Below are 26,154 nucleotides of genomic sequence, written 5' to 3'. Positions count from 1 at the left end.
ATTGCTTACTGATGCTGGCTAAAGGCTCGTCTAGTGGCCTTACCCGGCTTCGCTTGTCTTCCGCCAGCGCATTTTACCCTTAACGCTGGCGACAATGACGTTGCGCCGGACTATTGGTTGAGGGTGGGATCGTCACCCTCTTCACGAAGACGCTTGCCCACTTCGGCCGCCTTGGCTTGATAGTCGGCAGGTGAATAACCCGCGTCTTCGAGCGCCTGAGCAACTTCGGGGGGCATGTAGTTTTCATCGTGGCGGGCGAGCACTTTATCGGCGTATAAACGGCCATCTCTCTGCAGCTCACCGATCACCACTACGCCTTGGCCTTCACGGAACAGATCGGGAAGAATGCCGCTATAGTAAACCTCAAGGTCATCGACGTAATCCGTGACGGTAAAGGCAACATCCAGACTTTCCGGGTCACGCGCAACCGAGCCCTCCTTGACCATTCCTCCGGCACGAATTTGTCGCTCAAAGGGCGCATCGCCCTGGGCAATTTGTACCGGACTAAAGAAAAGATTGATGTTAGCGCGTAGCGCGTAAAGGGTTAACCCCACCGCAATCGCTGCCAGCGACACCAGCCCCAACATAACCAATAGCTTCTGCTTGCGTTTAGGTCTCATTGGGTCCTCTCTTTCACTCGGTTATCACGACTTACGCGACGTTTTAACCCTTTAATGAGGTGACGTTGTTCAACTCTCGCGTGCCATACAGCACTCACCAGCAGCAGTGCCGTTACGCCCCATGCCGACCAAACATAAGAGGCGTGTCCTCCCATGGCGAGAAATTCAGAAAATGAATTGAATGCCATTAATGAGCCTCCTCGACTGCATCCTTCACCAAGTCTTGTACCCAACGTTTGTTGGCTTCTCGGCGCAAAATCTCGCTGCGAGTGCGCATCAACGTAAGCGCAATAAAAAAGCTGTAAAAGCCCAGCACCATGATGACCAGCGGTAGCCACATATCAGTGGGCATGGCAGGACGAGACGTTAAGGAAAAGGAGGCTGGCTGATGCAGGGTGTACCACCAATCAACGGAGTACTTGATGATGGGGATGTTGATAACGCCCACCATGGCAAGCACCGAGGCCGCCCGAGAGCCACTATCACGGCTTGTGAACGCTCCGCGCAGGGCGATAACGCCTAAATACAGAAACAGCAAAATCAGCATGGAGGTGAGGCGTGCGTCCCACATCCACCAGGTTCCCCAGGTAGGCATGCCCCATACGGCCCCAGAAAACAGCGCGACGAAGGTCATCGCCGCCCCCAACGGGGCCATGACCGCCGCCGCCATATCGGCCACTTTTATTTTCCATACCATAAATATCAAGCCCGAAACCGCCATGGCGATAAAAATGGACTGGGCTAAAAAGGCCGCCGGTACATGAACATAAATAATTCGAAAGCTATTGCCCTGCTGGTAATCCGCAGGCGCGAATGCCAGCCCCCATAGCGACCCGACGACGATTAACAGCGCCGCCACGGCCCAACACCAAGGCTGTAGTTTGCTACTAATCGAATAGAACCATTTGGGTGATCCCAGCTTATGTATAAAGGCCCACATAGTGTGTCCCGTCCTTAACCGTTAATACTGATACGCAACGAGGCGGCAATCGCCCATGGTGCCAACATGAGCGAGGCGGCAAGCAGCGCGCCTAGAATGGCTAAATGCGCCGATACCCCTTCGCCTACAATAGCGGCCTGCACAGCGCCTGCGCCAAAGATCAATACCGGGATATACAGCGGCAGCACCAGCAGTGAAAGCAGCACTCCCCCACGGGCCAAGCCCACGGTTAATGCGGCCCCTATCGCGCCAATCAAACTCAAACTGGCCGATCCAAGCGCCAGCGACAGCGCCAATACCGCGTAGCTGCCCACCGGTAATGCCAGCATGATGCCCAAGAGCGGCGCCATGAGTGCCAGCGGGAGCCCGGTCAATAGCCAGTGCACGACAACTTTTGCCAAACCCAGCGCGGCTAGCGGCTGGGGAGCCAGCAACAGCTGCTCAAGGCTGCCGTCGTCATAATCACTGCGAAACAGGCTGTCTAACGACAGTAGCGCGGCCAATAGCGCGACAACCCACAGCAATCCCGGTGCGATGATGGCTAACAGCTCTGGGTCGGGTGAAATGGCGATGGGAAACAGCGTGATCACCAGCGCAAAAAACACCAGCGGATTTAATATCTCTCCACGGCGGCGCAGCAATAGCGTCACGTCACGTATCAGCGTGGCTTTTACCGCCACCATCATCCCACCCTGATGCTCAAGCAGCGTGACGACAGGCGTCGATGGGGCGGCCTCTACGTCAGGTGAAGCGCTTGGCGAAGCGCCCTGTAACGAACCATGTGAAGAGCTATGCAAGCCTGTCTCCTTCCTACCCCAATGCGACCCGCCTCAACAACGGGGAAACGGTTAACGAGTGGTGTGTGGTGACCAGCACACAGCCACCCGCTTGAGCATGGGCGATCAATTGCTTTTCGAGTGCTACGACACCGTCATGATCGATGGCAGTGAAAGGTTCATCCAACACCCAAAGAGCTCTCGGGGTGAGCGTTAAGCGTGCCAGCGCGACTCGCCGCTGCTGACCGGCAGAAAGCTGACCAGCGGGCACATCTTCAAATCCTGACAGCCCTACTTGCTCAAGTGCATCCAGGCGCTGATCCTCATGGCTCTGCTCGCCACTAAGCGCCTGATACCATGATAAATTTTCTAATGGAGAAAGCCCATACTTTATGCCTGGGGAATGCCCTAAATAGAGCAGATTGGCGAGAAAATGCTCACGACTTTCACTCATCGCCGCGCCATTCCAGTAAAGCTCTCCCTGGTAGTCACCCAACTGCCCCGAGAGAATTTTAAGCAGTGTGGTTTTACCGCTCCCATTAGGCCCTTCAACACGCACTATTTCGCCGCCACGGATGTCCAGATCCAGACCTTTAAATAGCCAGCGATCATCACGTTCGCAGGCCAGCTGTCGGGCTTGTAGACACAGGCTCAAGCGTCTCTCCAGGCATAGTGATTTTGCGTCGAACTCTACACGGAAAGCCCCTTTCTCGCCACTTAGTCTATGTGGTCCGGAGTCGCAGCTTGATCTCGGTCAAGCTACACCATCCACAATTACCACTAGCACTGTATGCAAAAACAGGTATACTAAAACCACTGTATGGATAGCCAGATTTGTACGGATTAGACTTAGTTGGTCCACCGCAACGTACCAATCACCAACCAAGTCCTTGCTAACGGCCCATTACTCCAATCGTTAGTAGCCACAGATCGCTATTCAAGGACTATGCCTACGGAGCGGGCGCAAACGGGAGATCTCTTCAATGACGATATCGATGGCAGCACCCACCGCTACGTTCGGACACAGACCGCCGCTACCGCAGTCATACGCATCAGCGCCCAGCGTGACACGCCGTAATACCTATGCACTTAAAGTGCGCGGCAACGCGCTATGTGATTGCAACTTATTCGATGGCGATGTCATTATTATCCGGCGCTACCAGCACGATAGTCAGACCGAAACGGCCATTGCTGAAATTAACCAGCAAACCATTGCCTTGAAACATCTCTCTATAAGTCGATTAGGCGTAGAGTTATGGCCTGAAGATGCTCTGCAGCCAGCGTTATTTTTGCACAACCGGGATATTCAGGTACTCGGTATGGTGATGGGTGTTGAGCCATATCCTAATAAGCATGCCGTCACGGAGCATTAATGCGTTATCGGGTTCCCAACCTGCCTTCCTCAAGCTGGCACTATGCTGACATTGAGGTCGAAAAAAGCCAGTTTCTAACCTGGATGTGCCATGCGCCTGATATTGCTGCGTTTAGCAATATGCTGAGTGCTGCTAAAACCGCCCATCCCAATGCCAGCCACCACTGCACGGCCTATATCGCGGGGCCGCCTGGCGAGCAGAACTTGATAGGGTTTTCGGATGATGGTGAGCCTGGCGGTACCGCTGGCAGACCTATGTATCAGGTATTACAGGGCAGTCAGTTGGGCCAGATTGGCTGTGTAGTGATTCGCTATTTTGGTGGTACCAAGCTAGGCACCGGAGGCCTGGCCCGCGCCTACGCGCAGGCGGTTAGCCATGCCCTTGAAACCCTACCCACTCAAGAAGTGGTCGAGCGTGAGCTTTATACCCTGCGCCTCACCTTTGCCAATGAAGCCGTCGCTCGCGCTTGGTGTGAGGAACACACAATGCCGGTTGAGCAGGCTGACTACGACAACGACGGGGTGCGCTTAACCATTGGCTGGCCAAGCGACACCCCGTTCGATCTTTCCCCGCTGGAAAACCGCTTAAAAACCTCTATTGACGTCCTCACCGCACCACCGGCCTAAACGGCTCATGCCATTGCGGTAGCTTGCCACACATCCATGTCGTTGCGAGGAGCCCGCGACGAAGCAATCTCGTCCTGCAAAGGCAAACAGACCCGAGATCGCCGCGCTTCGCTCGCGATGACAAACAACGACAACCCCAGATTGCTTCACTTCGTTCGCGATGACACTTCACTGCCAACCAACCAGACTGATTCACTTGATGGCAATGACAGTAGTGGCATCACCCAAGGTATTTGATCATTACCCCGGCGGCTACCGCTGAGCCAATCACCCCGGCCACATTAGGTCCCATCGCGTGCATCAGCAGGAAATTATGCGGATTGGACTCAAGGCCCACTTTATTGGCCACCCGAGCAGCCATGGGCACGGCCGATACTCCCGCCGCGCCGATTAACGGATTGATCGGCATTTTGCTGACCAGATTCATCAGCTTCGCCATTAATACCCCGGCAGCCGTGCCGATACCAAAGGCAACGATACCCAGACCCAATATTCCCAGCGTCTCAAATGCTAGAAAGCTATCAGCCATAAGCTTGGAGCCTACCGATAGCCCCAGAATAATCGTCACAATATTGATCAAGGCGTTTTGTGAGGTATCCGACAAGCGCTCGACCACGCCGCACTCACGCATCAGGTTACCAAAGCAGAACATGCCCAGCAGTGGCGCGGCATCAGGCAGAAACAGCGCAACCAGAATTAGCAGCATCAGCGGGAAGACAATTTTTTCCAGCTTGGAGACCGGGCGCAGCTGCGTCATTTTGATTTGACGCTCTTTATCAGTGGTCAGCAGCCGCATGATCGGTGGCTGTATCAATGGCACCAGCGCCATATAGGCATAAGCTGCCACGGCAATAGCCCCTAGCAGTTCAGGCGCAAGGACGCTGGAAACGTAGATCGAGGTGGGCCCATCCGCCCCACCAATGATGCCGATGGCGGCCGCCTGGTTGAGCGAGAAGTCCATAACGCCCATCGAGGTCAGTAATACCGCCCCGAACAAGGTGGCAAAAATACCGAACTGAGCAGCAGCACCTAGAAAGAGCGTACGCGGGTTAGCCAGTAGCGGGCCAAAGTCAGTCATGGCACCAACGCCCATAAAGATAATCAAGGGGGCGATACCCGAACCAATCGCGACTTTGTAAAAGTTGTACAGCATGCCATCGCTATAACCAACGCCAATGGCGATATCACGCGCGGCACGCAGCTCCTCTGGACCAGGACCTCCGTGCGCCAGCGCTTTTAACGACGTCCGCACTGCCTCAACGTTGGCCATTGGATCAATGGCGAATCCCAGTGCCGCCGCTATCTGCTGCAGCACCGCTGGCTTGGCCACTTCAATTGCCTGATCTAGTGCTGACAGGGCTAGCCCGGCTTCGGGTATATTGGCCAGAATGCCGCCAAAACCAATCGGCACCAGCAGCAGCGGCTCGAACTTTTTATAGATGGCCAAATAGAGCAGCCCAAGCCCCACCAGGATCATTGCCGCTTGACCCAGTTCAAGGTTATACAGCCCGGAGCCTTCCCATAAGGTAATTAATTTATCCATTATCGGGTGCCCTTAGAGCTCAATCAGCGTGTCGCCGACGGCTACGCTGTCGCCTTCACTAACGTTAACCTTCGACACCGTGCCTGCACTGCTGGCACGCACTTCCGTTTCCATCTTCATTGCTTCCAGGATGATTACCACGTCACCTTCGGCGACCTGCTCTCCTGGGCGCACATTGACCTTGAAAATATTGCCGGCCAAAGGCGCATCAATACTTTCCCCACTCGGCGCTGGCGTGTCATTACTCGATGCGCCAGTTGACGTTGAGCCAGTAGAGGCTTGCTCCTTCACCTCGCCAAGCTCCCCGCCTTCCGAGACTTCCACCACATAGGCATTGCCGTTGAGCTTCACGGTATAGGTTTCCGGACCACCGCTACTGGATGGCGCTTTGCTTTCCGGCGCCGCTGGTGTTGTCTCAGCCACTGCGTCGGCCGCCTGAGGGGCAGGCTCAAAGGCATCAGGGTTGTCGCGGTTTTTCAAAAACTTCAGCCCAATCTGAGGAAACAGCGCATAGGTCAACACGTCGTCGACTTCACGCTCGCCTTCAGCCAAGCGAATACCTTCGTCGCTGGCTTTCTCTTTAAGCTCGGCGGCGAGCTTATTCATTTCTGGGGAAAGGTTATCCGCCGGGCGGCAGGTAATCGGCTCGCCACCTTCCAGCACGCGCTTTTGCAGCTCGGTATTAAACGGCGCAGGCGCGGCGCCGTATTCCCCTTTGAGCAACGCCTGGACTTCCTTGGAAATCGATTTGTAACGCTCCCCCATCATTACATTCATGACGGCCTGGGTGCCGACGATTTGCGAGGTAGGCGTTACCAGCGGGATAAACCCAAGGTCTTCACGCACGCGTGGAATCTCGTTAAGAACATCATCGAGTTTATCGCCCGCCCCCTGCTCTTTGAGCTGACCTTCCATATTGGTCAGCATCCCACCGGGTACCTGAGCAATCAAAATTCGTGAGTCGATACCGCGTAACGACCCCTCGAACGCCGCATATTTCTTACGAACCTCACGGAAATAACCTGCAATATCTTCGAGTAACTCCAGATCCAGGCCCGTATCACGGCCGCTGTCTTTGAGCATCGCCACCACCGACTCAGTCGGGCTATGGCCATACGTCATCGACATGGAAGAGATCGAGGTATCGACATTATCGATACCGGCCTCGACGGCTTTTAAAATCGTCGAGGTAGAGAGCCCCGTCGTGGCATGACAGTGCAAGTGCACCGGGATCGACAGCTCTTTCTTAAGCCGGGTTACCAGGTCAAACGCCGTGTAGGGCGTTAACAGCCCAGCCATATCCTTGATAGCCAACGAATCCGCACCCAAACCGGCGATGGTTTTGGCAAGGTCAACCCAGCTATCCAGGGTATGTACCGGACTGACGGTATAGGAGATCGTGCCCTGCGCGTGGCCTTCCACATTGCGTACTGCCTGGATTGCTCGCTCAAGATTGCGCGGATCATTCATTGCATCGAACACGCGGAAGACATCAACACCGTTGATTTTCGCCCGCTCCACAAACTTATCCACCACGTCATCAGCGTAGTGCCGATAGCCAAGCAAATTCTGACCGCGCAGGAGCATGGCCTGAGGCGTATTGGGCATCGCCTCTTTCAAGGCACGAATACGCTCCCAGGGATCCTCACCGAGATAACGGATACAGGCGTCGTAAGTCGCGCCGCCCCAGGTTTCCAGCGACCAGTAACCAACGCGATCCAGTTTTTCAGCAATCGGCAGCATATCGTCCAGACGCATACGCGTCGCGAACAGCGATTGATGAGCATCACGCAACACTACATCGGTAATGCCTAAAGGGCGTTTAATTGGGTTCATTGTCTTGACTCACAGTAGTATTTATAAGGTTGTAGTAAAAATAACAAAAAAATAGCCAAAAATGGCTAAATTAAAAAAAATTGCGAAAGTTAATGACGTCGCGTTGATCGGTAACGATGCACTGCCGCACTGATCACCGCCATCACCTCGTCGTCCTGCCCAGCAGCGACAGCCGATGGCTGCGTCTTTTTAGCCTTTCCAACCACCACAGGTGACGGCTGAAAACGCCCAATCAGGGCCGACATCAGCGTGACGCTAATGACCAAAATAGTAAGAAAAACAAATACCACGCCCATTCCTAGCGCCATTAACGCTAACCCATCTTGTAGTAGTTCTAGATCCTGCATAAGGCGCTCTCCTGAGAATCTGCGTCAGTACCAATACATCGCTGACAAGCATACCGTTATGCCAATGCAATGAAAGGCGCTTGGCGCAATGAGGGGAATACACTAACCTGCCACACCCAGCATAAAATGCAATGGCGCGATAGTGGAATCAATGGTTGTTAATTTACTACAAAACGGCAGAATTGGCCTAGCCCCGATGGAAGGGGTAATTGATGCATTGACCCGGGACCTACTGACCCGTCAGCCGGGCTTTGACTGGACAGTGACGGAATTTGTCCGCGTGGTGGATGCACGTCTTCCGCCACGAGTGTTCTATAAACACTGCCCTGAACTCACCAAACCTCCTGTCGCTACCCCTAGCGGCATTCCGGTGCATTTACAGCTATTGGGCGCCGATCCTGCTGCCCTGGCGGCAAATGCGCGCCAGGCGCTCGCGCTCGGCGCGGTGAGCGTCGACCTTAATTTCGGCTGCCCGGCGAAACTGGTTAACCGCCACGATGGCGGCGCTTCTCTGTTACGCCAGCCAGAGCGCGTTTACAAAGCCGTTAAAGCCGTTTCAGAAGCGCTGGCGGGTGACATCCCGGTGACGGCCAAGATTCGCCTGGGGTTCTCCAATCGCCGCTTAGCGGTAGCCTGCGCCCAGGCCACTGAAGCGGGCGGTGCCGCCCAGCTCGTAGTGCATGCTCGCACTCGGGATGAGGGTTATCGACCGCCAGCGCACTGGGAGTGGATCGGAAAAATTCGCCGCCAAGTAAGCATTCCTGTCGTCGCCAATGGCGATATCTGGACATTGGAAGACTACTGGAAGGCACGCACTCTTTCAGGCTGTCGCGACGTAATGCTCGGCCGTAGTGCGCTGGCGGACCCCTGGCTTGCACCGCGCATTCGTCACTGGCAACAAACCGGTGAGCGACTCCCTGACAGCAGCTGGGCGATGCGCGCCAGCGTACTCAAAGAGTACGCCGCCCATCAGCGTCAACATCTGCCTGACCGTGTCGTCGTCTCACTGGTGAAACAATGGCTTGCCCAAATGCGCCAAGGCAGTAGCGAAGCAAACGAGAACTTCCAGCGCGTCAAACGCCTCACCGAGTTAACCTTACTGCTTGATAGCCTGGTGATCGACGAACAGCATGCCGAGCCTGCCTAACGCGTCGTTTTATTATCATTATGCCAAGGCCGTAAGCCCCCTCTTTCCTAGGCGCGACACCCAACACGCTAGCAAAGACAAAAAAGAGCTTGTCGAGCGGACAAAAAAAAGCGCCCTAACGCAAAAAGCGTGGGGCGCTACACACGATCGCAAGACCGGTGCGCGAGCTACTTCCGGTCAGGCCTGTAAACAGAAAACCCGCCCTCGTTAGAGAGCGGGTTTAGAAATCTGGCGCGCCCGGGAGGATTCGAACCTCCGACCCCCTGATTCGTAGTCAGGTACTCTATCCAGCTGAGCTACGGGCGCATAACAATACTAGCGTTGATCGTTGCTACTACTTTTCTGCAACTACTAATATTTAGTACTGATAAGAAGGTGGCGCGCCCGGGAGGATTCGAACCTCCGACCCCCTGATTCGTAGTCAGGTACTCTATCCAGCTGAGCTACGGGCGCATACCTAATGTGCGATTGGCGGAGAGAGAGGGATTCGAACCCTCGATAGGGCTATAAACCCTATACTCCCTTAGCAGGGGAGCGCCTTCAGCCACTCGGCCACCTCTCCTTAACGGCACGGCGCGAATATTACCGATTTAGCGTTCTTATGTCTAGTCCTCTACGGATTTTTTTCGCACCGACACCTTACCTATCAACCTGCGTCTTAAGCACTTTCTCATTGTGTAAGCCCGCAAGCTTCATTCCACTTCATTTTCACTGTTGCGTTCACGCTGGATACGCTGATAAATCTCTTCACGATGTACTGCCACATCTTTAGGTGCATTCACACCTATACGTACTTGATTGCCTTTCACACCTAGCACGGTGACGGTGATTTCATCACCGATCATAAGCGTTTCGCCAACACGGCGAGTTAGGATGAGCATGGCTGATCTCCTTTTCAGACGTTTTATGCAACGGGGTATGTCAGCCGGAGGCAACACTACGCCATTATGCGCGTTAGTGTCGCCACTCACCAATTTGTCCGGCTCCATGACACCTCAACCTCCCGTTGAAAGAAAGCTCACCACCCCACGGCAGTAAGTACCCCTTCAGCGTAGAAGGTTTAAGGCATTAATGTTATTCAGATTCGATATCTGCCTTATCTAAACCGAAAGCTTTGTGCAATGCGTTAACGGCAAGTTCCATGTGCTTCTCATCAATAACGACTGAAATCTTAATCTCAGACGTGGAAACCATACGGATATTGACGTTCTCGTCAGCCAGCACGCGGAACATCTTCGACGCCACGCCCGCATGAGAGCGCATGCCGACACCCACTAACGAAACCTTAGCAATATTATCGTCGCCACGCAGTTCACCACCCCCCAGATCAGGGATAACGGTCTCTTCAAGCAGCTTTTTAGTCGCCTTATAATCACTTTTAGCGACCGTAAACGTGAAATCAGTGTAGTCACCAGCCGGGGCAACATTCTGCACGATCATATCAACTTCGATATTTGCATCGGCAATAGGACCAAGAATACGCGATGCAACACCTGGCACGTCGGGCGTGTTAAGCAGGGTTAATTTTGCTTCACTTTTGGTAAATGCGATACCAGAGATTAGTGGTTCTTCCATAGCGTCCTCGTCTTGGTCTGCTTCTGCAACAATTAGGGTGCCGGGGCCGTCTTGAAAGCTCGACAGCACCCGCAGGGGAACGTTGTACTTGCCGGCAAACTCTACCGCGCGGATCTGCAGCACTTTAGAGCCGAGGCTCGCCAGTTCCAGCATCTCTTCCACGGTAATGCTCTCTAAACGCTGCGCTTTAGAGCAAACGCGCGGATCGGTGGTGTATACCCCATCAACATCGGTGTAGATCTGACATTCATCGGCACCTAGTGCCGCGGCCAGCGCCACGCCAGTGGTATCAGAACCACCGCGGCCCAACGTAGTGATGTTGCCGTCTTGATCAACACCTTGAAAACCAGCGACCACGACCACTTGGCCTGCTTCAAGATCCGCCTTCAGATCCTCGGTTTCGATGCGCTGAATACGCGCCTTGGTGTAAGCGCTGTCAGTATGGATGCCGACCTGGGCGCCGGTATGCGAGGTAGCAGGCACACCGATTTGCTGAAGCGCCATGGCCAGCAGCGAAATCGTGACCTGCTCGCCCGTCGATAGCAGCATATCCATTTCACGCGGAGCAGGGTCTTCGTTAAGCGCCTGAGCCATATCGGTTAGCCGGTTGGTTTCGCCGCTCATCGCGGATACCACCACCACCACTTGATGGCCTTGATCGCGGAAGCCCTTAACCTTTTCCGCTACGGCCTTGATACGCTCGACAGAGCCCACCGAAGTGCCGCCGAACTTCTGTACGTATAGTGCCATATGCCGTTTTTCCTATGCGTTCGGGAATGGAGAATGAAGTTATAACGAATTATCTAACGGGTAGGCCGATAGCAATCATGCCACCGGCCTTGGCGTTTAGCTAAGTACGCCTTCTAACCATGCCGGCACGCTCTTCAACGCATCAGGCAAAGCGTCGGGTTGGCTACCGCCAGCTTGAGCCATATCGGGGCGACCACCGCCCTTCCCTCCCACCTGAGAGGCAACATGGTTTACCAGCTCACCGGCTTTCACTTTGCCGGTCAGGTCCTGGGTTACGCCAGCGATCAGGCTTACCTTGTCGGCTGCCTGATCGGCCACCCCCAGGATAATCACACCAGAACCGAGCTTGTTCTTCAGCTGATCAAGAATGCCACGTAAGTCTTTACCCGAGACGCCTTCTAGCTGGGTCGCCAGTAACTTGACGCCTTTGATCTCGGAGACCTGACTGAGCATATCGCTGCCAGCGGCGCTGGCCAGCTTCGCCTTGAGCTGCTCCAGCTCTTTTTCCAAACTACGATTACGTTCAACCAGCGACTCTACTCGTGCCTCGACCTGCTCGGGCTTGGTTTTCAACCGCTCACCCAAGCGCTCAAGCCGGGCTTCCTGCTCGCGGAAATAGGTCAACGCATTTTCGCCCGTAATGGCCTCAATGCGACGCACGCCAGAGGCGATACCTACTTCGCTCATCACATGACAACAGCCAATATCGCCACTACGAGCTACGTGAGTCCCCCCGCATAGCTCAATGGAAAAATCATCAGCCCCAATGGTCAGTACACGAACGTTGTCGGCGTATTTGGCCTCAAAAAGCGCCGCCGCTCCCTTGGCCTTGGCGTCATCCAGGCTCATCTGCTCCGTTTTCGTCGGCGCGTTCGCCAGTATCTGCTCATTAACCAGCCGCTCGACCTCCGCCAGCTGTTCGCCAGTCATCGGCTCGAAGTGGCTGAAGTCAAAGCGCAAACGCTCAGCGTTAACCAACGAGCCTTTCTGCTGAACGTGATCCCCTAGCACCATACGCAGCGCTTTGTGCAGCAAGTGGGTGGCCGAGTGATTACGGATGGTCGCGGCTCGCAGGCTGGCATTGACCTCACCACGGACACTAGCACCTACGCTCAGTGAGCCTTCTACCATCATGCCTTGGTGCAGATGATGGCCACTCTGCTTTTGCGTATCCGTCACCTGAAAGCGACCACCCTCTACATGCAGATAGCCAGTATCACCGACCTGCCCACCCGACTCGCCGTAAAAAGGTGTGCGATCCAGTACCACTACGCCCTTCTGCCCAGCCTCAATGGCAGCCAACGCATTGCCTTCACTATCGACCAGTGCCGTCACTTTGGCCTGATCTTCCAAGCGGTCGTAACCGGTAAAGGCCGTTTCGCCTTCCAGTTCAATAGAGGCACTGTAATCGGCGCCGAACTGGCTGGCCGCACGGGCGCGCTCTCGCTGAGCCTCTAACGCTTGCTGGAACCCTTCTTCGTCCAGCGTGACGCCACGCTCACGGCATACGTCCGCGGTAAGATCAAACGGGAAACCGTAGGTATCATAAAGTTTAAAGACGGTTTCACCTGGCAGCACGTTGCCATCCAGCTCAGCCAGCGCTGCGTTTAATAGGCCCATCCCGTGATCCAGTGTCCGCGCGAATTGCTCCTCTTCCTTAAGCAACACGCGAGCAATTTGCTCACGGGCTTCGCGTAGTTCTGGGTACGCCTCGCCCATTTCGGCATCCAGCGCGTCGACCAGCTTATGGAAGAACGGCTCTACCGCACCGAGCTTATGACCATGACGTATCGCACGGCGGATGATCCGACGAAGTACATAACCGCGTCCTTCGTTGGACGGCAATACGCCATCGGCAATCAGGAACGCACAGGAGCGGATATGGTCGGCGATGACGCGCAGGGAGGGCGTGGAGGTATCCGGATGTCCCGTTGCCTTGGCTGCCGCGTGAAGCAAGTTCTGGAATAGATCGATTTCATAGTTGGAATGCACGCCCTGCATCACCGCGGCGACACGTTCCAAGCCCATTCCGGTATCAATAGAGGGTTTAGGGAGCGGATTGAGCGTTCCTTGTGCATCACGATCGAACTGCATGAACACGAGGTTCCAGATTTCGATGTAGCGGTCACCGTCCTCTTCTGGGCTGCCTGGAGGGCCGCCCCATACGTCGGGACCATGATCAAAAAAGATTTCCGAGCTGGGGCCACAGGGGCCGGTGTCACCCATTTGCCAGAAGTTGTCTTCATCCAATCTGGAGAAGCGCTCAGGATCGATACCGATATCCTCCTTCCAGAGGCGTTCAGCTTCGTCATCACTGATATGTACCGTTACCCAGAGCTTCTCTTTGGGCAGGCCGAGCGTTTCGGTCAGAAACGACCACGCAAAGCGAATGGCGTCACGCTTGAAATAGTCACCAAAGCTAAAGTTACCCAACATCTCAAAGAACGTATGGTGGCGTGCGGTATAACCTACATTGTCTAGATCATTATGCTTACCGCCCGCGCGCACACAGCGCTGCGCAGAGGTAGCGCGCACATAAGGGCGTGGATCGCGGCCCAAAAATACATCCTTGAACGGCACCATGCCGGCATTGGTAAACAGCAGCGTCGGGTCATTCCCCGGCACTAACGAGCTGGTAGGAACAATCGTATGTCCCTGCTCTGCAAAGAAGGTAAGAAAGGCCTGTCTAATCTCTGCGCTTTTCATAGGGTATCCGTAACAAGAAAGCGTGATGTCCCAGGGCGCTGTTGCCGCTACCCTAAGGGGTCGCAAAAGAGCCATTATAGCGCAGTTGTCAAACGACTAAAGCCACTCTTAGTGGCAGAAGGCCTAACGGCTAAACCAACTAGAGTATTAGAGCGCACTTAGAAATGTAAGAGGAGAACTTCTACAGGCGGGAAAAAATGTATTACAAGCAGGAAAGTGCGTAGCGGATTTGCTCAAAATCAAAGCCGCGATTGGCTAAAAAACGTTCGCGCCTAGCGCGTTCTTTGGGCGTATCGCCGGGGGTCTTGAAGCGCCTTTCCAGGGTCTCCCTGGCTAGCTCGAACCAATCAACCTGCTCCTCGGCCTCAACTGTTTCAAAAGCAGCGCCAAGGGTTTCCTGGTCAACGCCACGCTGGCGTAATTCGCCCTTGATGCGAATAACACCCTGGCCACGCAGAATACGTGTACGTACGAAACTCGCCGCAAAACGGGCGTCAGACTGCAGTCCCTGATCAATCAGCGTATCCAGGCACTCATCAATCGCGGCATCATCGAAGGTTTTTTTCTTCAATCGCTGGGCAAGCTCAGCGCGTGAGTATTCGCGCCGAGCCAGCAGACCAATGGCGATGTCACGTGGCGTGGCATCGCGTTGCGACATGAAGGCCATTAAAGCGCCTTAAAGCAGATCGTCATCACCTGCGTCCACATCAGCCGCGGCTTCTGCAGCCGCTTCTTCCTTCTTGGGATCAGGCTTGGCCAGAAGCTGCTCACGAATCTGCGTTTCGATTTCGACCATAATATCCGCATGCTCTTCGAGATACTGGGCTGCGTTCGCTTTACCCTGACCGATTTTCTTACCTTTATAGCTGTACCAGGCACCCGCCTTGTCGACCAGATTGCACTGCACGCCCAGGTCGATCACCTCGCCAGCATGGTAAATACCTTTGCCATAAAGGATCTGGAACTCAGCTTGACGGAAAGGCGGAGCCACCTTGTTTTTAACGACCTTCACTCGGGTTTCATTACCGGTGACTTCATCGCCTGATTTCACTGAACCGGTGCGTCGAATATCCAGACGCACACTGGCGTAAAACTTCAGCGCGTTACCGCCGGTAGTGGTTTCAGGACTACCAAACATCACGCCGATCTTCATACGGATCTGGTTAATGAAGATCACTAAACAGTTGGCGTTTTTGATATTGCCGGTGATTTTACGCAGCGCCTGGGACATCAGGCGTGCCTGCAGGCCGACGTGGGAGTCGCCCATCTCACCTTCGATTTCAGCGCGCGGTGTCAATGCAGCGACGGAGTCAATAACGATCACGTCCACGCCGCCTGAGCGCACCAGCATGTCGGTAATTTCCAGCGCCTGCTCACCCGTGTCCGGCTGAGACACCAGCAGGTCATCCAGGTTAACGCCCAGCTTCTCGGCATAGCTCGGATCCAGCGCGTGCTCGGCATCCACAAAGGCACACACTTTGCCCTGCTTTTGCGCCTGAGCAATCACTGAAAGCGTCAGGGTGGTTTTACCCGACGACTCCGGACCAAAGATTTCACACACTCGGCCAAACGGTAGTCCACCAATGCCAAGGGCAATATCCAGCCCCAGCGAACCGGTAGACACCGACGGCATGACCACACGCGGAGCATCGCCTAGACGCATGACGGTGCCTTTGCCGAATTGGCGATCGATCTGGCTGAGCGCAGCATTTAGCGCTTTAGTGCGGTTGTCATCCTGAGCCATTCAGAGCTTCCTCATAGCGAACTGTATAATTAGCCAGTATTATGCCAAAGATTGCGACGTAAACAAATCCTCGACGACATTTTCTGACTACTATTTTTACCGACACCTTCCTTTTTACTGATACCTTCCTTTTTACTGGCACCTTCCTGGTAATTAACGCTCAATGTTCGTCCGTCTCGCTGGCACGGCTATCCAAACGAGCCACCAATCCGGCCACCGCTAAACGCACGGCCTGACCGCGCACGGCCTCCCGGTCGCCAGGCAAGTGAAAACACTCGGCCTCCTGGTAGGCAATATCCCCCCAGGCTAGCCACACGGTGCCTACCGGCTTCTCCTCACTGCCCCCGTCCGGCCCTGCCACACCGCTAACCGCCACGGCCATACCTGCCCCGCTTTCACGACAGGCCCCGGCCACCATCGCTTTAACTACGCCTTCACTTACCGCGCCGTCCTCAGCCAACAGAGCGTCGGGCACACCCAACAGCCGCGTTTTCGCTGCATTCGCATAGGTCACGTAGCCCGTTGTAAAATAGGCCGAGCTACCTGCTGTATCGGTAATAACACTAGCGATACCGCCGCCGGTACATGACTCAGCAGTGGTTACTTCTAACTTTAACTGTTGGCAAAGTCGCCCCAAGCGCTGAGATAACAGAACTAAATCAAGGTTTGTCAGGCTGGACACTATCGTCGCTCCTTCAAGTCAGTCATCAGTTCAGCGTAGAATACTGTGTTTAGCTTACTCAACGAATTGCGCCAAGAAATTGCTCTAGGAACATGCCGTAAACCGTGATGGTTTGCGCAACGCTCAATCAGGACGCCCATGTCACAGGCCATCCCCGCCAACACGCCAATGATCACGCAATACTTAAAGATCAAGCGCGAACACCCCGAGGTATTACTGTTCTACCGAATGGGGGATTTTTATGAGCTGTTTTTCGACGACGCCAAACGCGCCGCCGCGCTACTTGATATTACGCTGACTCAGCGTGGTCAGTCGGGTGGCAAGCCTATCCCCATGGCAGGTGTACCCTACCACAGCGCAGAGGGCTACCTGGCACGCTTAGTCGCAGGCGGCGAGTCGGTGGCCATTTGCGAACAGATTGGCGACCCCGCCACCAGTAAAGGACCCGTTGAGCGGCAGGTGGTACGTATCGTCACCCCCGGCACCCTGCATGATGAAGCGCTGCTTGATGCGCGGCGTGATAATGTCTTGGTGGCGCTTGCACCCCATAACGGCCGCTGGGGGCTAGCCTGGCTAGAACTCTCCAGCGGTCGGTTCAGCGTACTGGAGCTGGAGAGCGAAGCTGAAATGCTCGCAGAGCTCACCCGGCTCTCCCCTGCCGAGCTGCTGGTGCCCGAAAGTTTGACGCTACCTGATACCTGGTCACAAAAGCGCAGCTTACGCCGCCAAGGCGAGTGGTTATTTGACCTGGAAAGCGCCACTCGTAGCCTCTGTGATCAGTTCGAGGTTCAGGACTTGCGCGGCTTTGGCTGTGCGCACCTGTCCTCCGCGCTAATGGCGGCGGGAGTACTGATTGACTATGCCCGCGATACGCAACGCTCGCGTCTCCCGCATGTGACCGCGATCAGTGTTGAAAATCGCGATGATGCGGTTGTGATCGATGCCGCTAGCCGGCGCAATCTGGAAATCGATATTAATCTTGGCGGTAACAGTGACAATACGCTGGCCAGCGTGCTGGATACCTGCGCTACCGCCATGGGGTCACGCCTGCTCAAGCGCTGGCTTAACCGCCCACTGCGCCAACGTGAGATCGTCCAGGGGCGTCATGCGGGCGTCGCGCTGCTAAACCTGGATGCTGCGTTCATGACGCTTCGCGATACCTTGAGCGCGGTGGGCGATGTTGAGCGTATTCTGGCCCGCGTGGCGTTATATAGCGCTCGTCCACGCGATTTAGCACGCCTGCGTGACGCCCTGGCAACGCTGCCCACACTTGAACAGCAGTTGAGCGAAGTAGAGACCGGCAGCGCCCTCGACAGCCTGCGCCCCCATATCCGCCCTTACCCAGAAATGGCCGATACGCTTAGCCGCGCCCTCGTCGAGAATCCGCCGGTCGTGATCCGTGATGGCGGCGTAATCGCCGATGGCTTTGATGCTGAGCTCGACGAACACCGGGGCATGGCTGAAAATGCTGGCGACTACCTAATTCAATTGGAGTTGCGTGAGCGTGAACGTACCGGACTTGCCCATTTAAAAGTGGGCTATAACCGCGTGCATGGCTATTTTATCGAGCTGCCTCGTGCCCAGGCTCAACAAGCACCTGCTGACTATATTCGCCGTCAAACGCTGAAAAATGCCGAGCGCTTCATTATTCCCGAACTCAAAGAGTTCGAAGACAAGGCACTGTCGGCCAAATCACGCGCCCTGGGCCGTGAAAAATGGCTTTATGATCGCTTGCTTGGCGACCTTAACGAAAGCCTTCATGCGCTACAGAGCACGTCGCAAGCATTGGCGGAGCTGGATGTGCTATGCGCCTTCGCCGAACGCGCCGAAGCACTCAACTGGGTTCGCCCCACCCTTGCCGAGACGACCGGCATCCGCATTGAGGCGGGGCGGCATCCGGTAGTTGAGCAGGTGAGTGAAACGCCTTTTGTACCTAATGACGTTCTGCTCACTCCCGACCAACACATGTTGATCATTACCGGCCCTAACATGGGCGGTAAATCGACCTATATGCGCCAGACCGCGTTAATCGCGCTGCTTGCCCACTGTGGCAGCTTTGTGCCCGCCGATAACGCAGAGATCGGCCCGCTGGATCGGATTTTTACCCGCATCGGCTCCTCCGACGATCTGGCAGGTGGGCGCTCCACCTTCATGGTGGAAATGACTGAAACCGCCAATATTCTCCATAACGCTACTCAGCAAAGCCTGATATTGATGGATGAAATTGGCCGCGGCACCAGCACCTTTGATGGTTTATCGTTGGCCTGGGCAAGCGCAGAACATTTAGCCAACGGAGGAGCCCTGACGCTATTCGCGACCCATTACTTTGAAATGACCGCGCTGCCCGATCACACCGAAGGGGTCGCTAATATTCATTTAACCGCGACCGAGCATGGCGACACTATTGTGTTTATGCACCGTATTGAAGCCGGGCCCGCCAGCCAAAGCTACGGCCTGCAGGTGGCTCAGCTAGCGGGCGTGCCTAATCATGTGATTAAGCGTGCTCGTGAGAAATTAATGAGTCTGGAACAGCGCGATGTCACGAACAGCGCGCAGGTGCCACGCACTATTCCACAGCAAAACGACCTGTTTGCCGCTGCACCACACCCGGTGGTAGAGGCATTGGAAAAGGTCGATATGGATGATTTAACGCCGCGGGAAGCGCTATCGCTGTTGTATCAGTGGCGAGACCTGATCTAATGATCGACATAGCAGAGTAAGCAGAAGGCCATATGGCGCTTGCCGCCAGGTATGCGCACCACTAGAATGTCGCATAAACTTTTAGCTTATAAAAAACAGCTGATTTATAACCATTCACGATTGACCATGGCCGAGCAGCACTCGGCCCTGCAAGAGGGATAGTAAGATGACGTTTGTCGTTACCGAGAACTGCATCCAGTGCAAATACACCGACTGTGTGGAAGTATGCCCGGTCGACTGCTTCTACGAAGGCCCCAATTTCCTGGTCATTCACCCTGACGAGTGTATTGACTGCGCGCTGTGTGAGCCGGAATGTCCCGCTGAGGCGATCTTCTCCGAAGATGAGCTACCCGATGGACAAGAGGCGTTTATCGAGATCAATGCCGAGATGGCCGATGTATGGCCGAACATTGCCGAAAGAAAGGATCCCCTGCCAGAGGCGGAAGAGTGGGATGGTAAACCAGGCAAGCTAGAGAAATTAGAACGCTAGCGCCAACACGGCGGATTAGCTTTTCTTTAAACCAGCGACGGCGCTGGTTTTTTTATGTCTGTACCCACTCATTTTTACCAACCTATTCTTAACAACTCACTCTTACCTGCTCATTCTTAACAACTTATTCTTAACAACTTATTCTTAACAACTTGTTCTTAACAACTAGACGAGCAGGCAAAAAAGAAGGCGACCCGTAGGCCGCCCGCTCCAAGCACTTCCTTTGACCACTCCCTGTATCAACTTCCTCAGATGCCGTCCTTGCCAGGGCCCACCTCACTGTATCACCCGGCGCATCCAACCTTCATCCCGTTGCATCCTGTCTAAAGCGTCCTTGCCTCCCCTTGTCCTGTCAGCATTGTGGCAGATCATTCTGGCTTCTCAACAACGCCGAAATACAAAAAGGCGAGTCGTATAGACTCGCCTTTTTTGAAATTAACCAATAAAAACAATTACCTAAATTAAGATTAGTGGAAAATTTCGTTTTTTCTTACCCCAAACGAGCGATTCTCGTCGGCTTTTGTAAGATATCTCTTACAAAATCTTGAGACATCTCTTACAAGACGGCCGAAAAAAGCCCGTTTGCGCCTACTTATTGGCCTTTGATCGCTTTCAGACCGGGGTAAGTAACATTTTCAAGTTCCGCTTCAATCACCAACAAGCGGTTGTATTTAGCCACGCGGTCCGAACGACACAAGGAGCCCGTTTTAATCTGACCAGCACAGGTGCCCACCGCCAGATCGGCAATCGTGGTGTCTTCCGTTTCACCCGAGCGATGAGAAATAACCGCCGTAAAGCCAGCGTCCTGCGCCATCTTGATAGCATCCAGCGTTTCGGACAGCGAGCCGATCTGGTTGAACTTGATCAAGATAGAGTTGCCGATCTGTTCGTCGATACCACGCTTGAGAATCTTGGTATTCGTTACGAACAAATCATCACCGACCAGCTGTACTTTATCGCCCAGCTTATCGGTCAGCGCCTTCCAGCCGTCCCAGTCGGACTCGTCCATACCGTCTTCGATGGACACGATCGGATAATCAGCACACAAACCTGCCAGGTAGTCAGCAAAGCCTTCTGCGTCGTAGCTCTTACCTTCGCCAGAGAGATTGTATTGGCCATCTTGGTAGAACTCAGACGAGGCGCAATCGAGTGCCAGCGTAACATCGCTACCCAAGGTGTAGCCCGCATCAGCAACGGCCTGCTTAATAATCGCCAACGCATCTGCATTAGAGGCTAGATTAGGCGCAAAGCCACCCTCATCGCCCACTGAAGTGGACAGGCCTTTGTCCGAGAGCACCTTTTTCAGGGCATGGAAAATTTCCGCCCCCATGCGCAGCCCTTCGCGGAAGTTAGGCGCGCCCACCGGCTGCACCATGAACTCTTGAATATCGACATTGTTGTCCGCGTGCTCGCCGCCGTTAAGGATATTCATCATCGGTACCGGCATGCTGTATTGGCCCGGCTGACCGTAAAGCTCGGCAATGTGCGCGTATAACGGCACGCCTTTAGCGTTAGCGGCGGCTTTAGCGGCAGCCAGCGAAACCGCCAGAATGGCATTCGCGCCCAGGTTCGCCTTGTTGTCGGTACCATCCAAGGACAGCATGGCGTCGTCCAGGCCACGCTGATCGCGTGCGTCCATGCCTAATAGCGCATCGCATATTTTACCATTGACCGCTTCTACCGCTTTCAGTACGCCCTTACCCAAGTAGCGCGACTTATCACCATCACGCAACTCTAACGCCTCACGTGATCCGGTCGACGCACCGCTAGGGGCACAGGCTTCGCCTACCGCACCACTAGCAAGGCGAACATTCGCCTGCACGGTCGGGTTACCACGCGAGTCCAATACTTCTAGCGCACTGATAGCAACAATTTTGGTCATGGCAGTGTCCTTTACTGTAAGTCAGATAAAATTATTAAAATGATGCTCTGCTTAGCGTCGTCCTGTTCAACGATGCACTTTCTTACCAATGAGACGCTAACGACGACACGTTAACAACGATGTTAACAACAACGCATTAATCGAAGCACTTCTTAACTTAACGAATCGTTAGCGGTTCAAACCCTTTTACCAGTGCATCCAATTGCGCCAACTGCGTCAAGAAAGGCTCCAGCTGATCCAACGGTAGCGCACAAGGGCCATCGCACTTGGCATTATCAGGGTCAGGATGAGCTTCCAAGAACAGCCCAGCAAGACCTACCGCTACGCCTGCCCGCGCTAGTTCTGCCACCTGGGCACGCCGACCATCAGCACTGTCGGCACGCCCACCGGGGCGCTGCAATGCATGAGTCACATCGAAAAACACCGGATAACCGGTTTGCTTCATATCGCCAAAGCCCAACATATCAACAATCAGATTGTTGTAGCCAAAGCTTGAGCCACGTTCGCAAAGCATCAGCTGATCGTTACCCGCTTCCTGAAACTTGCTCAGGATATGACGCATTTCGTGAGGCGCCAGAAACTGTGGCTTCTTAATATTAATGACCGCACCGGTTTTGGCCATTGCAACAACCAAATCGGTTTGACGGGCCAAAAACGCTGGCAATTGGATGATGTCCGCCACTTCCGCCGCCGCCTCAGCCTGCCAGGGCTCATGCACGTCAGTGATGATTGGCACCCCGTAACGGGACTTGATATCGGCGAGAATCTGCAGCCCTTTCTCGATCCCAGGTCCACGGTAGGAGTGGATCGAGCTACGGTTGGCTTTATCGAAACTGGCCTTAAAGACATAAGGCATGCCTAGCTTCTGGGTTACGCTGACGTAGGCTTGGGCGACTTCATCGGCAAGCTCGGCAGACTCGAGTACGTTCATGCCGCCCAGCAGCATGAGTGGCAATGAATTGCCGGCGGTTAAGCCGGCAACGTTGATATGACGCTCGTGAATATCATGCTGAGACGAGACACTAGTAGACGCCATGCAGCCCCCTTTTATTCCTGAGAATAGGCGTGAGCGCGGCTACGCGCTGTTTTGTGCTCTAACGCGGCGTTTACAAAGCCCGAGAATAGCGGGTGACCATCACGCGGGGTGGAAGTAAACTCTGGGTGGAACTGACAGGCCACGTACCAAGGGTGGTCAGCCAGTTCAATCACCTCTACCAGCGACTGATCCACGCTTTTACCCGAGATCACCAGCCCCGCCTTTTCCAGCTCATCAATAAACTGGTTATTGACCTCGAAGCGATGACGATGACGCTCAACGATTTCATCAGCGCCGTAGGCATCACGTGCTTTGGTGCCAGACGCCAAATGACATACCTGACCACCCAGGCGCATGGTGCCCCCTAAATCGGACGCCGCATCGCGTAGTTCGATCTTACCTTCCGGGTTTAGCCACTCGGTGATCAAGCCCACTACCGGGTGCTGGGTATCGTGGGTAAACTCAGTGGAATTGGCATCGCTCCAGCCTGCCACATTACGCGCAAACTCAATAACAGCTACCTGCATACCCAGGCAAATACCGAGATAGGGAACATTATTTTCGCGCGCAAACTGCGCGGTCATAATCTTGCCCTCTACGCCGCGCTCGCCAAAGCCACCTGGCACTAGAATCGCATCTTTGCCCGCCAAGCGTTCAGTGCCATGGCGCTCAATATCTTCAGAGTCGATGTAGTCGACGTTGACCTTGATACGCCCCTGGATACCAGCGTGGACCAAGGCTTCATTGAGCGACTTGTAGGCATCCAGCAGCTCCATGTATTTACCCACCATGGCGATGCTGACCGACTTGAGCGGGTTGAGCTTGGAATCGAGCACCTTCACCCATTCAGATAAATCCGCTTCAGGCGCCTCAAGGCGGAGCTTGTCGCAAACGATCTCGTCCAGGCCGTGCTCATGCAGCATCAGCGGAATACGATAAATCGTATCGGCATCCTGCAGCGGCACCACTGCCCGCTCTTCGACATTCGTGAATAGCGCGATTTTGCGTCGCTCGCTCTCTTCGAGCTCCACTTCGCTACGGCAGATCAGAATATCGGGCTGGATACCAATGGAGCGCAGCTCTTTGACGCTATGCTGGGTCGGCTTGGTTTTGGTCTCACCCGCCGTTTTGATATAGGGCACCAGCGTCAGGTGCATGAACAGTGCCCGATTGGCCCCCTGCTCGCTGCGAATCTGACGAATGGATTCCAGAAATGGCAGTGATTCTATATCACCGACGGTACCGCCGATTTCCACCAGCGCCACGTCGAAGCCTTCACCGCCAGCGTAAACACGCTGCTTAATTTCGTCGGTAATATGCGGAATGACCTGAACGGTGCCACCCAGATAATCACCCCGACGCTCTTTGCGCAGAACGTGCTCGTAAACACGCCCAGTAGTGAAGTTATTACGTTGGGTCATTTTGGTGCGAATAAAGCGCTCGTAATGGCCCAGGTCAAGATCGGTTTCGGCGCCATCTTCTGTGACGAACACCTCACCGTGCTGGAAAGGACTCATAGTGCCCGGGTCCACGTTAATGTACGGGTCGAGCTTGAGCATGGTGACCTTGAGGCCGCGTGCCTCTAAAATCGCCGCCAGCGAGGCGGAGGCGATGCCCTTGCCAAGAGAGGACACAACGCCGCCGGTCACGAAGATATATCGTGTCATGGATAACCTGTCGAAACGTGATCAGAAGGCACGGCAGAAAGCCACGCCAGGATGGGTCGACAGACTAGCAGATTACGACCAAAGGCTCAATTTGAACTGCCGAAGATCTCAGTTGATTGATGGCACATAGCGACGCCGGGATTAGGCCTTAGCGAGGGTCTTTCGCCAAGGATGGCGAAAGTAGCGCCCACGGACGGGTTCACAGCGCCCTCGCGTTGGCCTAATGCCAGGGCAGTCGCGAGGCCAATAAGGCCCCGCTCAGCCTAAGCAAAGACGCATTACACGCCCAGGTAATCCAGAATACCTTCCGCTGCCTGGCGGCCTTCGTAAATCGCCGTGACCACCAAATCAGAGCCGCGCACCATGTCGCCACCGGCAAAGATTTTTTCATTGCTGGTTTGGAAAGCGTACTGACCATGTTCGGGCGCGGTCACCCGATCACGCTCATCGACCTGGATATTAGAACTATCGAACCACGGCGCCGGACTTGCCTGGAAGCCGAAAGCGATGACCACGGCATCCGCCGCGATAATTTCTTCAGAACCCGGCACCACTTCAGGACGTTGGCGACCGTTTTCGTCCGGCTCACCCAGGCGGGTACGAACCACTTTGACGCCTTCGACTTTCTCTTCGCCGATCACCGCCACCGGCTGACGATTGAACAGGAACTCCACGCCCTCTTCACGCGCATTGGCCACTTCGCGACGCGAGCCCGGCATGTTGCCTTCATCACGACGATAGGCACAGGTAACGCTGGTGGCGTTCTGACGAATCGACGTACGGTTACAGTCCATCGCCGTATCGCCACCACCCAACACCACCACGCGCTTGCCTTCCATCGAGATATAGTCGTTGGGATCTTTTTCGAACCCGAGGCAACGATTGACGTTGGCAATCAGGAAATCGAGCGCTTTATAAACACCCGACAGTTCCTCACCGGGGAAACCGCCTTCCATGTACTTATAGGTACCCATTCCCAGAAAGACCGCGTCATACTCCTGCATGATGGTCTCAAACTCGATATCGGCGCCGATTTCAGTGTTGAGGCGGAACTCGATCCCCATCTCTTCAAACACCGCCCGACGGCGTTCCATGACGCTTTTCTCTAGCTTGAACTCGGGAATACCAAAGGTCAGCAGGCCACCGATTTCAGGATACTTGTCAAACACCACCGGCTTCACGCCGTTGCGGGCTAAAATATCGGCACAGCCCAACCCAGCGGGGCCAGCACCAATAATAGCCACTTTTTTGTCGGTCCAGGTGACGTGAGACATATCCGGGCGCCAGCCCATCGCAAACGCGGTATCGGTAATGTACTTCTCCACCGAACCGATGGTGACCGCACCAAACCCATCGTTTAGCGTGCAGTCGCCTTCGCACAGCCGGTCTTGCGGACACACACGACCACATACCTCGGGCAGCGAGTTGGTTTTATGCGAGAGCTCCGCCGCTTCAATAATGTTGCCTTCCACCACCAGCTGTAGCCAGTTGGGAATGTAGTTGTGCACCGGGCACTTCCACTCGCAATACGGATTACCGCAGTGCAGGCAGCGGTGCGCCTGGCTCGCCGCATCGGTGGGTTTGAACGGTTCGTAAATTTCCGCAAACTCTTTGGCACGGGCGCGAGCGTCTTTCTTTTGTGGGTCCTTACGACCCACATCAATAAACTGAAAATCGTTATTTAAACGGTTAGCCATGATCTCTCTCCTGTCAG

The 26,154-nt window shown here is 54.6% G+C and carries 23 protein-coding genes and 3 tRNA genes; 5 read left to right on the top strand and 21 right to left on the bottom strand.

All coding sequences use genetic code 11. From position 1 onward, the window contains the following. Positions 1-110: 110 nt before the first annotated feature. The 5 genes from ccmE to ccmA form a co-directional block, all read right to left on the bottom strand. The gene (gene ccmE / locus ACFFLD_RS06445; RefSeq protein ID WP_386038283.1) at positions 111-620 is read right to left on the bottom strand and encodes a cytochrome c maturation protein CcmE; all 510 of its coding nucleotides are present in this window, start codon (positions 618-620) and stop codon (positions 111-113) included. After that, positions 617-808, bottom strand: a complete 192-nt coding sequence (ccmD, locus tag ACFFLD_RS06440) for a heme exporter protein CcmD (RefSeq protein ID WP_386038280.1) — start codon at positions 806-808, stop codon at positions 617-619. Before ccmD ends, ccmE begins: the two co-directional genes overlap by 4 nt. Next, entirely contained in the window at positions 808-1,560 is a 753-nt protein-coding gene (locus ACFFLD_RS06435) for a heme ABC transporter permease (protein WP_386038277.1), read from the bottom strand. Before ACFFLD_RS06435 ends, ccmD begins: the two co-directional genes overlap by 1 nt. Before the next feature lie 14 nt (positions 1,561-1,574). Beyond that, positions 1,575-2,246 (bottom strand): heme exporter protein CcmB, encoded by a 672-nt coding sequence (gene ccmB / locus ACFFLD_RS06430; protein WP_386040391.1) that lies wholly within the window; start codon positions 2,244-2,246, stop codon positions 1,575-1,577. Positions 2,247-2,370: 124 nt separating this feature from the next. Next, positions 2,371-2,991 (bottom strand): cytochrome c biogenesis heme-transporting ATPase CcmA, encoded by a 621-nt coding sequence (gene ccmA, locus ACFFLD_RS06425; RefSeq protein WP_386038274.1) that lies wholly within the window; start codon positions 2,989-2,991, stop codon positions 2,371-2,373. A gap of 328 nt (positions 2,992-3,319) precedes the next feature. On the opposite strand from ccmA, the gene ACFFLD_RS06420 reads away from it, so the two are divergent. Both ACFFLD_RS06420 and ACFFLD_RS06415 read left to right on the top strand, forming a co-directional pair. Further along, positions 3,320-3,709 (top strand): LexA family protein, encoded by a 390-nt coding sequence (locus ACFFLD_RS06420; protein WP_386038271.1) that lies wholly within the window; start codon positions 3,320-3,322, stop codon positions 3,707-3,709. Beyond that, the gene (locus ACFFLD_RS06415) at positions 3,709-4,335 is read left to right on the top strand and encodes an IMPACT family protein (protein WP_386038268.1); all 627 of its coding nucleotides are present in this window, start codon (positions 3,709-3,711) and stop codon (positions 4,333-4,335) included. Before ACFFLD_RS06420 ends, ACFFLD_RS06415 begins: the two co-directional genes overlap by 1 nt. Positions 4,336-4,555: 220 nt before the next feature. Here ACFFLD_RS06415 and ACFFLD_RS06410 read toward each other — a convergent pair whose 3' ends face one another. The 3 genes from ACFFLD_RS06410 to ACFFLD_RS06400 form a co-directional block, all read right to left on the bottom strand. Then, on the bottom strand, positions 4,556-5,878 hold the full coding sequence (locus tag ACFFLD_RS06410) for a sodium ion-translocating decarboxylase subunit beta (protein WP_386038265.1): 1,323 nt from the start codon (positions 5,876-5,878) through the stop codon (positions 4,556-4,558). 12 nt (positions 5,879-5,890) lie between these two features. Next, positions 5,891-7,714, bottom strand: coding sequence for a sodium-extruding oxaloacetate decarboxylase subunit alpha (oadA, locus tag ACFFLD_RS06405; protein ID WP_386038262.1), 1,824 nt, complete (start codon positions 7,712-7,714; stop codon positions 5,891-5,893). Positions 7,715-7,803: 89 nt separating this feature from the next. Then, positions 7,804-8,061 (bottom strand): OadG family protein, encoded by a 258-nt coding sequence (locus tag ACFFLD_RS06400; RefSeq protein WP_386038259.1) that lies wholly within the window; start codon positions 8,059-8,061, stop codon positions 7,804-7,806. Between the two features lie 151 nt (positions 8,062-8,212). Between ACFFLD_RS06400 and ACFFLD_RS06395 the strand changes: the two genes are divergently transcribed. After that, complete coding sequence (locus ACFFLD_RS06395; protein WP_386038256.1) at positions 8,213-9,208, top strand: tRNA dihydrouridine synthase; 996 nt, start codon at positions 8,213-8,215, stop codon at positions 9,206-9,208. 229 nt (positions 9,209-9,437) lie between these two features. Here ACFFLD_RS06395 and ACFFLD_RS06390 read toward each other — a convergent pair. From ACFFLD_RS06390 to ACFFLD_RS06350, 9 genes are all read right to left on the bottom strand, one after another. Further along, positions 9,438-9,514 (bottom strand) — tRNA-Arg (locus ACFFLD_RS06390). 70 nt (positions 9,515-9,584) lie between these two features. Then, positions 9,585-9,661: transfer RNA gene (locus ACFFLD_RS06385), tRNA-Arg, on the bottom strand. Between the two features lie 16 nt (positions 9,662-9,677). Then, positions 9,678-9,770 (bottom strand) — tRNA-Ser (locus ACFFLD_RS06380). Between the two features lie 130 nt (positions 9,771-9,900). Then, a complete protein-coding gene (gene csrA, locus ACFFLD_RS06375; RefSeq protein WP_007111501.1) occupies positions 9,901-10,089 on the bottom strand; it encodes a carbon storage regulator CsrA in 189 nt (62 codons plus the stop codon). 193 nt (positions 10,090-10,282) lie between these two features. Next, positions 10,283-11,533 carry an aspartate kinase gene (locus ACFFLD_RS06370; protein ID WP_386038251.1) on the bottom strand — a complete coding sequence of 417 codons (1,251 nt, stop codon included), beginning with the start codon at positions 11,531-11,533 and terminating at the stop codon, positions 10,283-10,285. A 96-nt stretch (positions 11,534-11,629) separates the two neighbouring features. Continuing rightward, complete coding sequence (alaS, locus tag ACFFLD_RS06365) at positions 11,630-14,239, bottom strand: alanine--tRNA ligase (RefSeq protein ID WP_386038248.1); 2,610 nt, start codon at positions 14,237-14,239, stop codon at positions 11,630-11,632. A gap of 202 nt (positions 14,240-14,441) precedes the next feature. After that, positions 14,442-14,906: a regulatory protein RecX gene (locus ACFFLD_RS06360; protein ID WP_386038246.1), complete on the bottom strand. Its 465-nt coding sequence runs from the start codon at positions 14,904-14,906 to the stop codon at positions 14,442-14,444. Positions 14,907-14,915: 9 nt separating this feature from the next. Further along, positions 14,916-15,983, bottom strand: a complete 1,068-nt coding sequence (recA, locus tag ACFFLD_RS06355; RefSeq protein WP_386038243.1) for a recombinase RecA — start codon at positions 15,981-15,983, stop codon at positions 14,916-14,918. Positions 15,984-16,143: 160 nt separating this feature from the next. Beyond that, positions 16,144-16,665 carry a CinA family protein gene (locus ACFFLD_RS06350; protein ID WP_386038240.1) on the bottom strand — a complete coding sequence of 174 codons (522 nt, stop codon included), beginning with the start codon at positions 16,663-16,665 and terminating at the stop codon, positions 16,144-16,146. A gap of 138 nt (positions 16,666-16,803) precedes the next feature. On the opposite strand from ACFFLD_RS06350, the gene mutS reads away from it, so the two are divergent. Then, positions 16,804-19,365 (top strand): DNA mismatch repair protein MutS, encoded by a 2,562-nt coding sequence (gene mutS / locus ACFFLD_RS06345; protein WP_386038237.1) that lies wholly within the window; start codon positions 16,804-16,806, stop codon positions 19,363-19,365. Positions 19,366-19,531: 166 nt separating this feature from the next. Continuing rightward, a complete protein-coding gene (fdxA, locus tag ACFFLD_RS06340) occupies positions 19,532-19,855 on the top strand; it encodes a ferredoxin FdxA (RefSeq protein WP_386038234.1) in 324 nt (107 codons plus the stop codon). Positions 19,856-20,447: 592 nt separating this feature from the next. Here fdxA and eno read toward each other — a convergent pair. The 4 genes from eno to ACFFLD_RS06320 form a co-directional block, all read right to left on the bottom strand. Further along, entirely contained in the window at positions 20,448-21,737 is a 1,290-nt protein-coding gene (gene eno / locus ACFFLD_RS06335) for a phosphopyruvate hydratase (protein WP_386038231.1), read from the bottom strand. 157 nt (positions 21,738-21,894) lie between these two features. Next, positions 21,895-22,773 (bottom strand): 3-deoxy-8-phosphooctulonate synthase, encoded by an 879-nt coding sequence (gene kdsA / locus ACFFLD_RS06330; protein ID WP_386038228.1) that lies wholly within the window; start codon positions 22,771-22,773, stop codon positions 21,895-21,897. Between the two features lie 11 nt (positions 22,774-22,784). Beyond that, positions 22,785-24,440, bottom strand: coding sequence for a CTP synthase (locus ACFFLD_RS06325; RefSeq protein ID WP_386038225.1), 1,656 nt, complete (start codon positions 24,438-24,440; stop codon positions 22,785-22,787). Positions 24,441-24,718: 278 nt separating this feature from the next. After that, positions 24,719-26,137 (bottom strand): FAD-dependent oxidoreductase, encoded by a 1,419-nt coding sequence (locus ACFFLD_RS06320; protein ID WP_386038222.1) that lies wholly within the window; start codon positions 26,135-26,137, stop codon positions 24,719-24,721. Positions 26,138-26,154: the final 17 nt, after the last annotated feature.

It is taken from the genome of Vreelandella sulfidaeris, from assembly GCF_042429665.1.
In the GTDB taxonomy this organism is placed as follows: domain Bacteria; phylum Pseudomonadota; class Gammaproteobacteria; order Pseudomonadales; family Halomonadaceae; genus Vreelandella.
The sequence above is the reverse complement of the archived record's forward strand: the minus strand, read 5'-3'. Positions and strand labels throughout refer to the sequence as shown.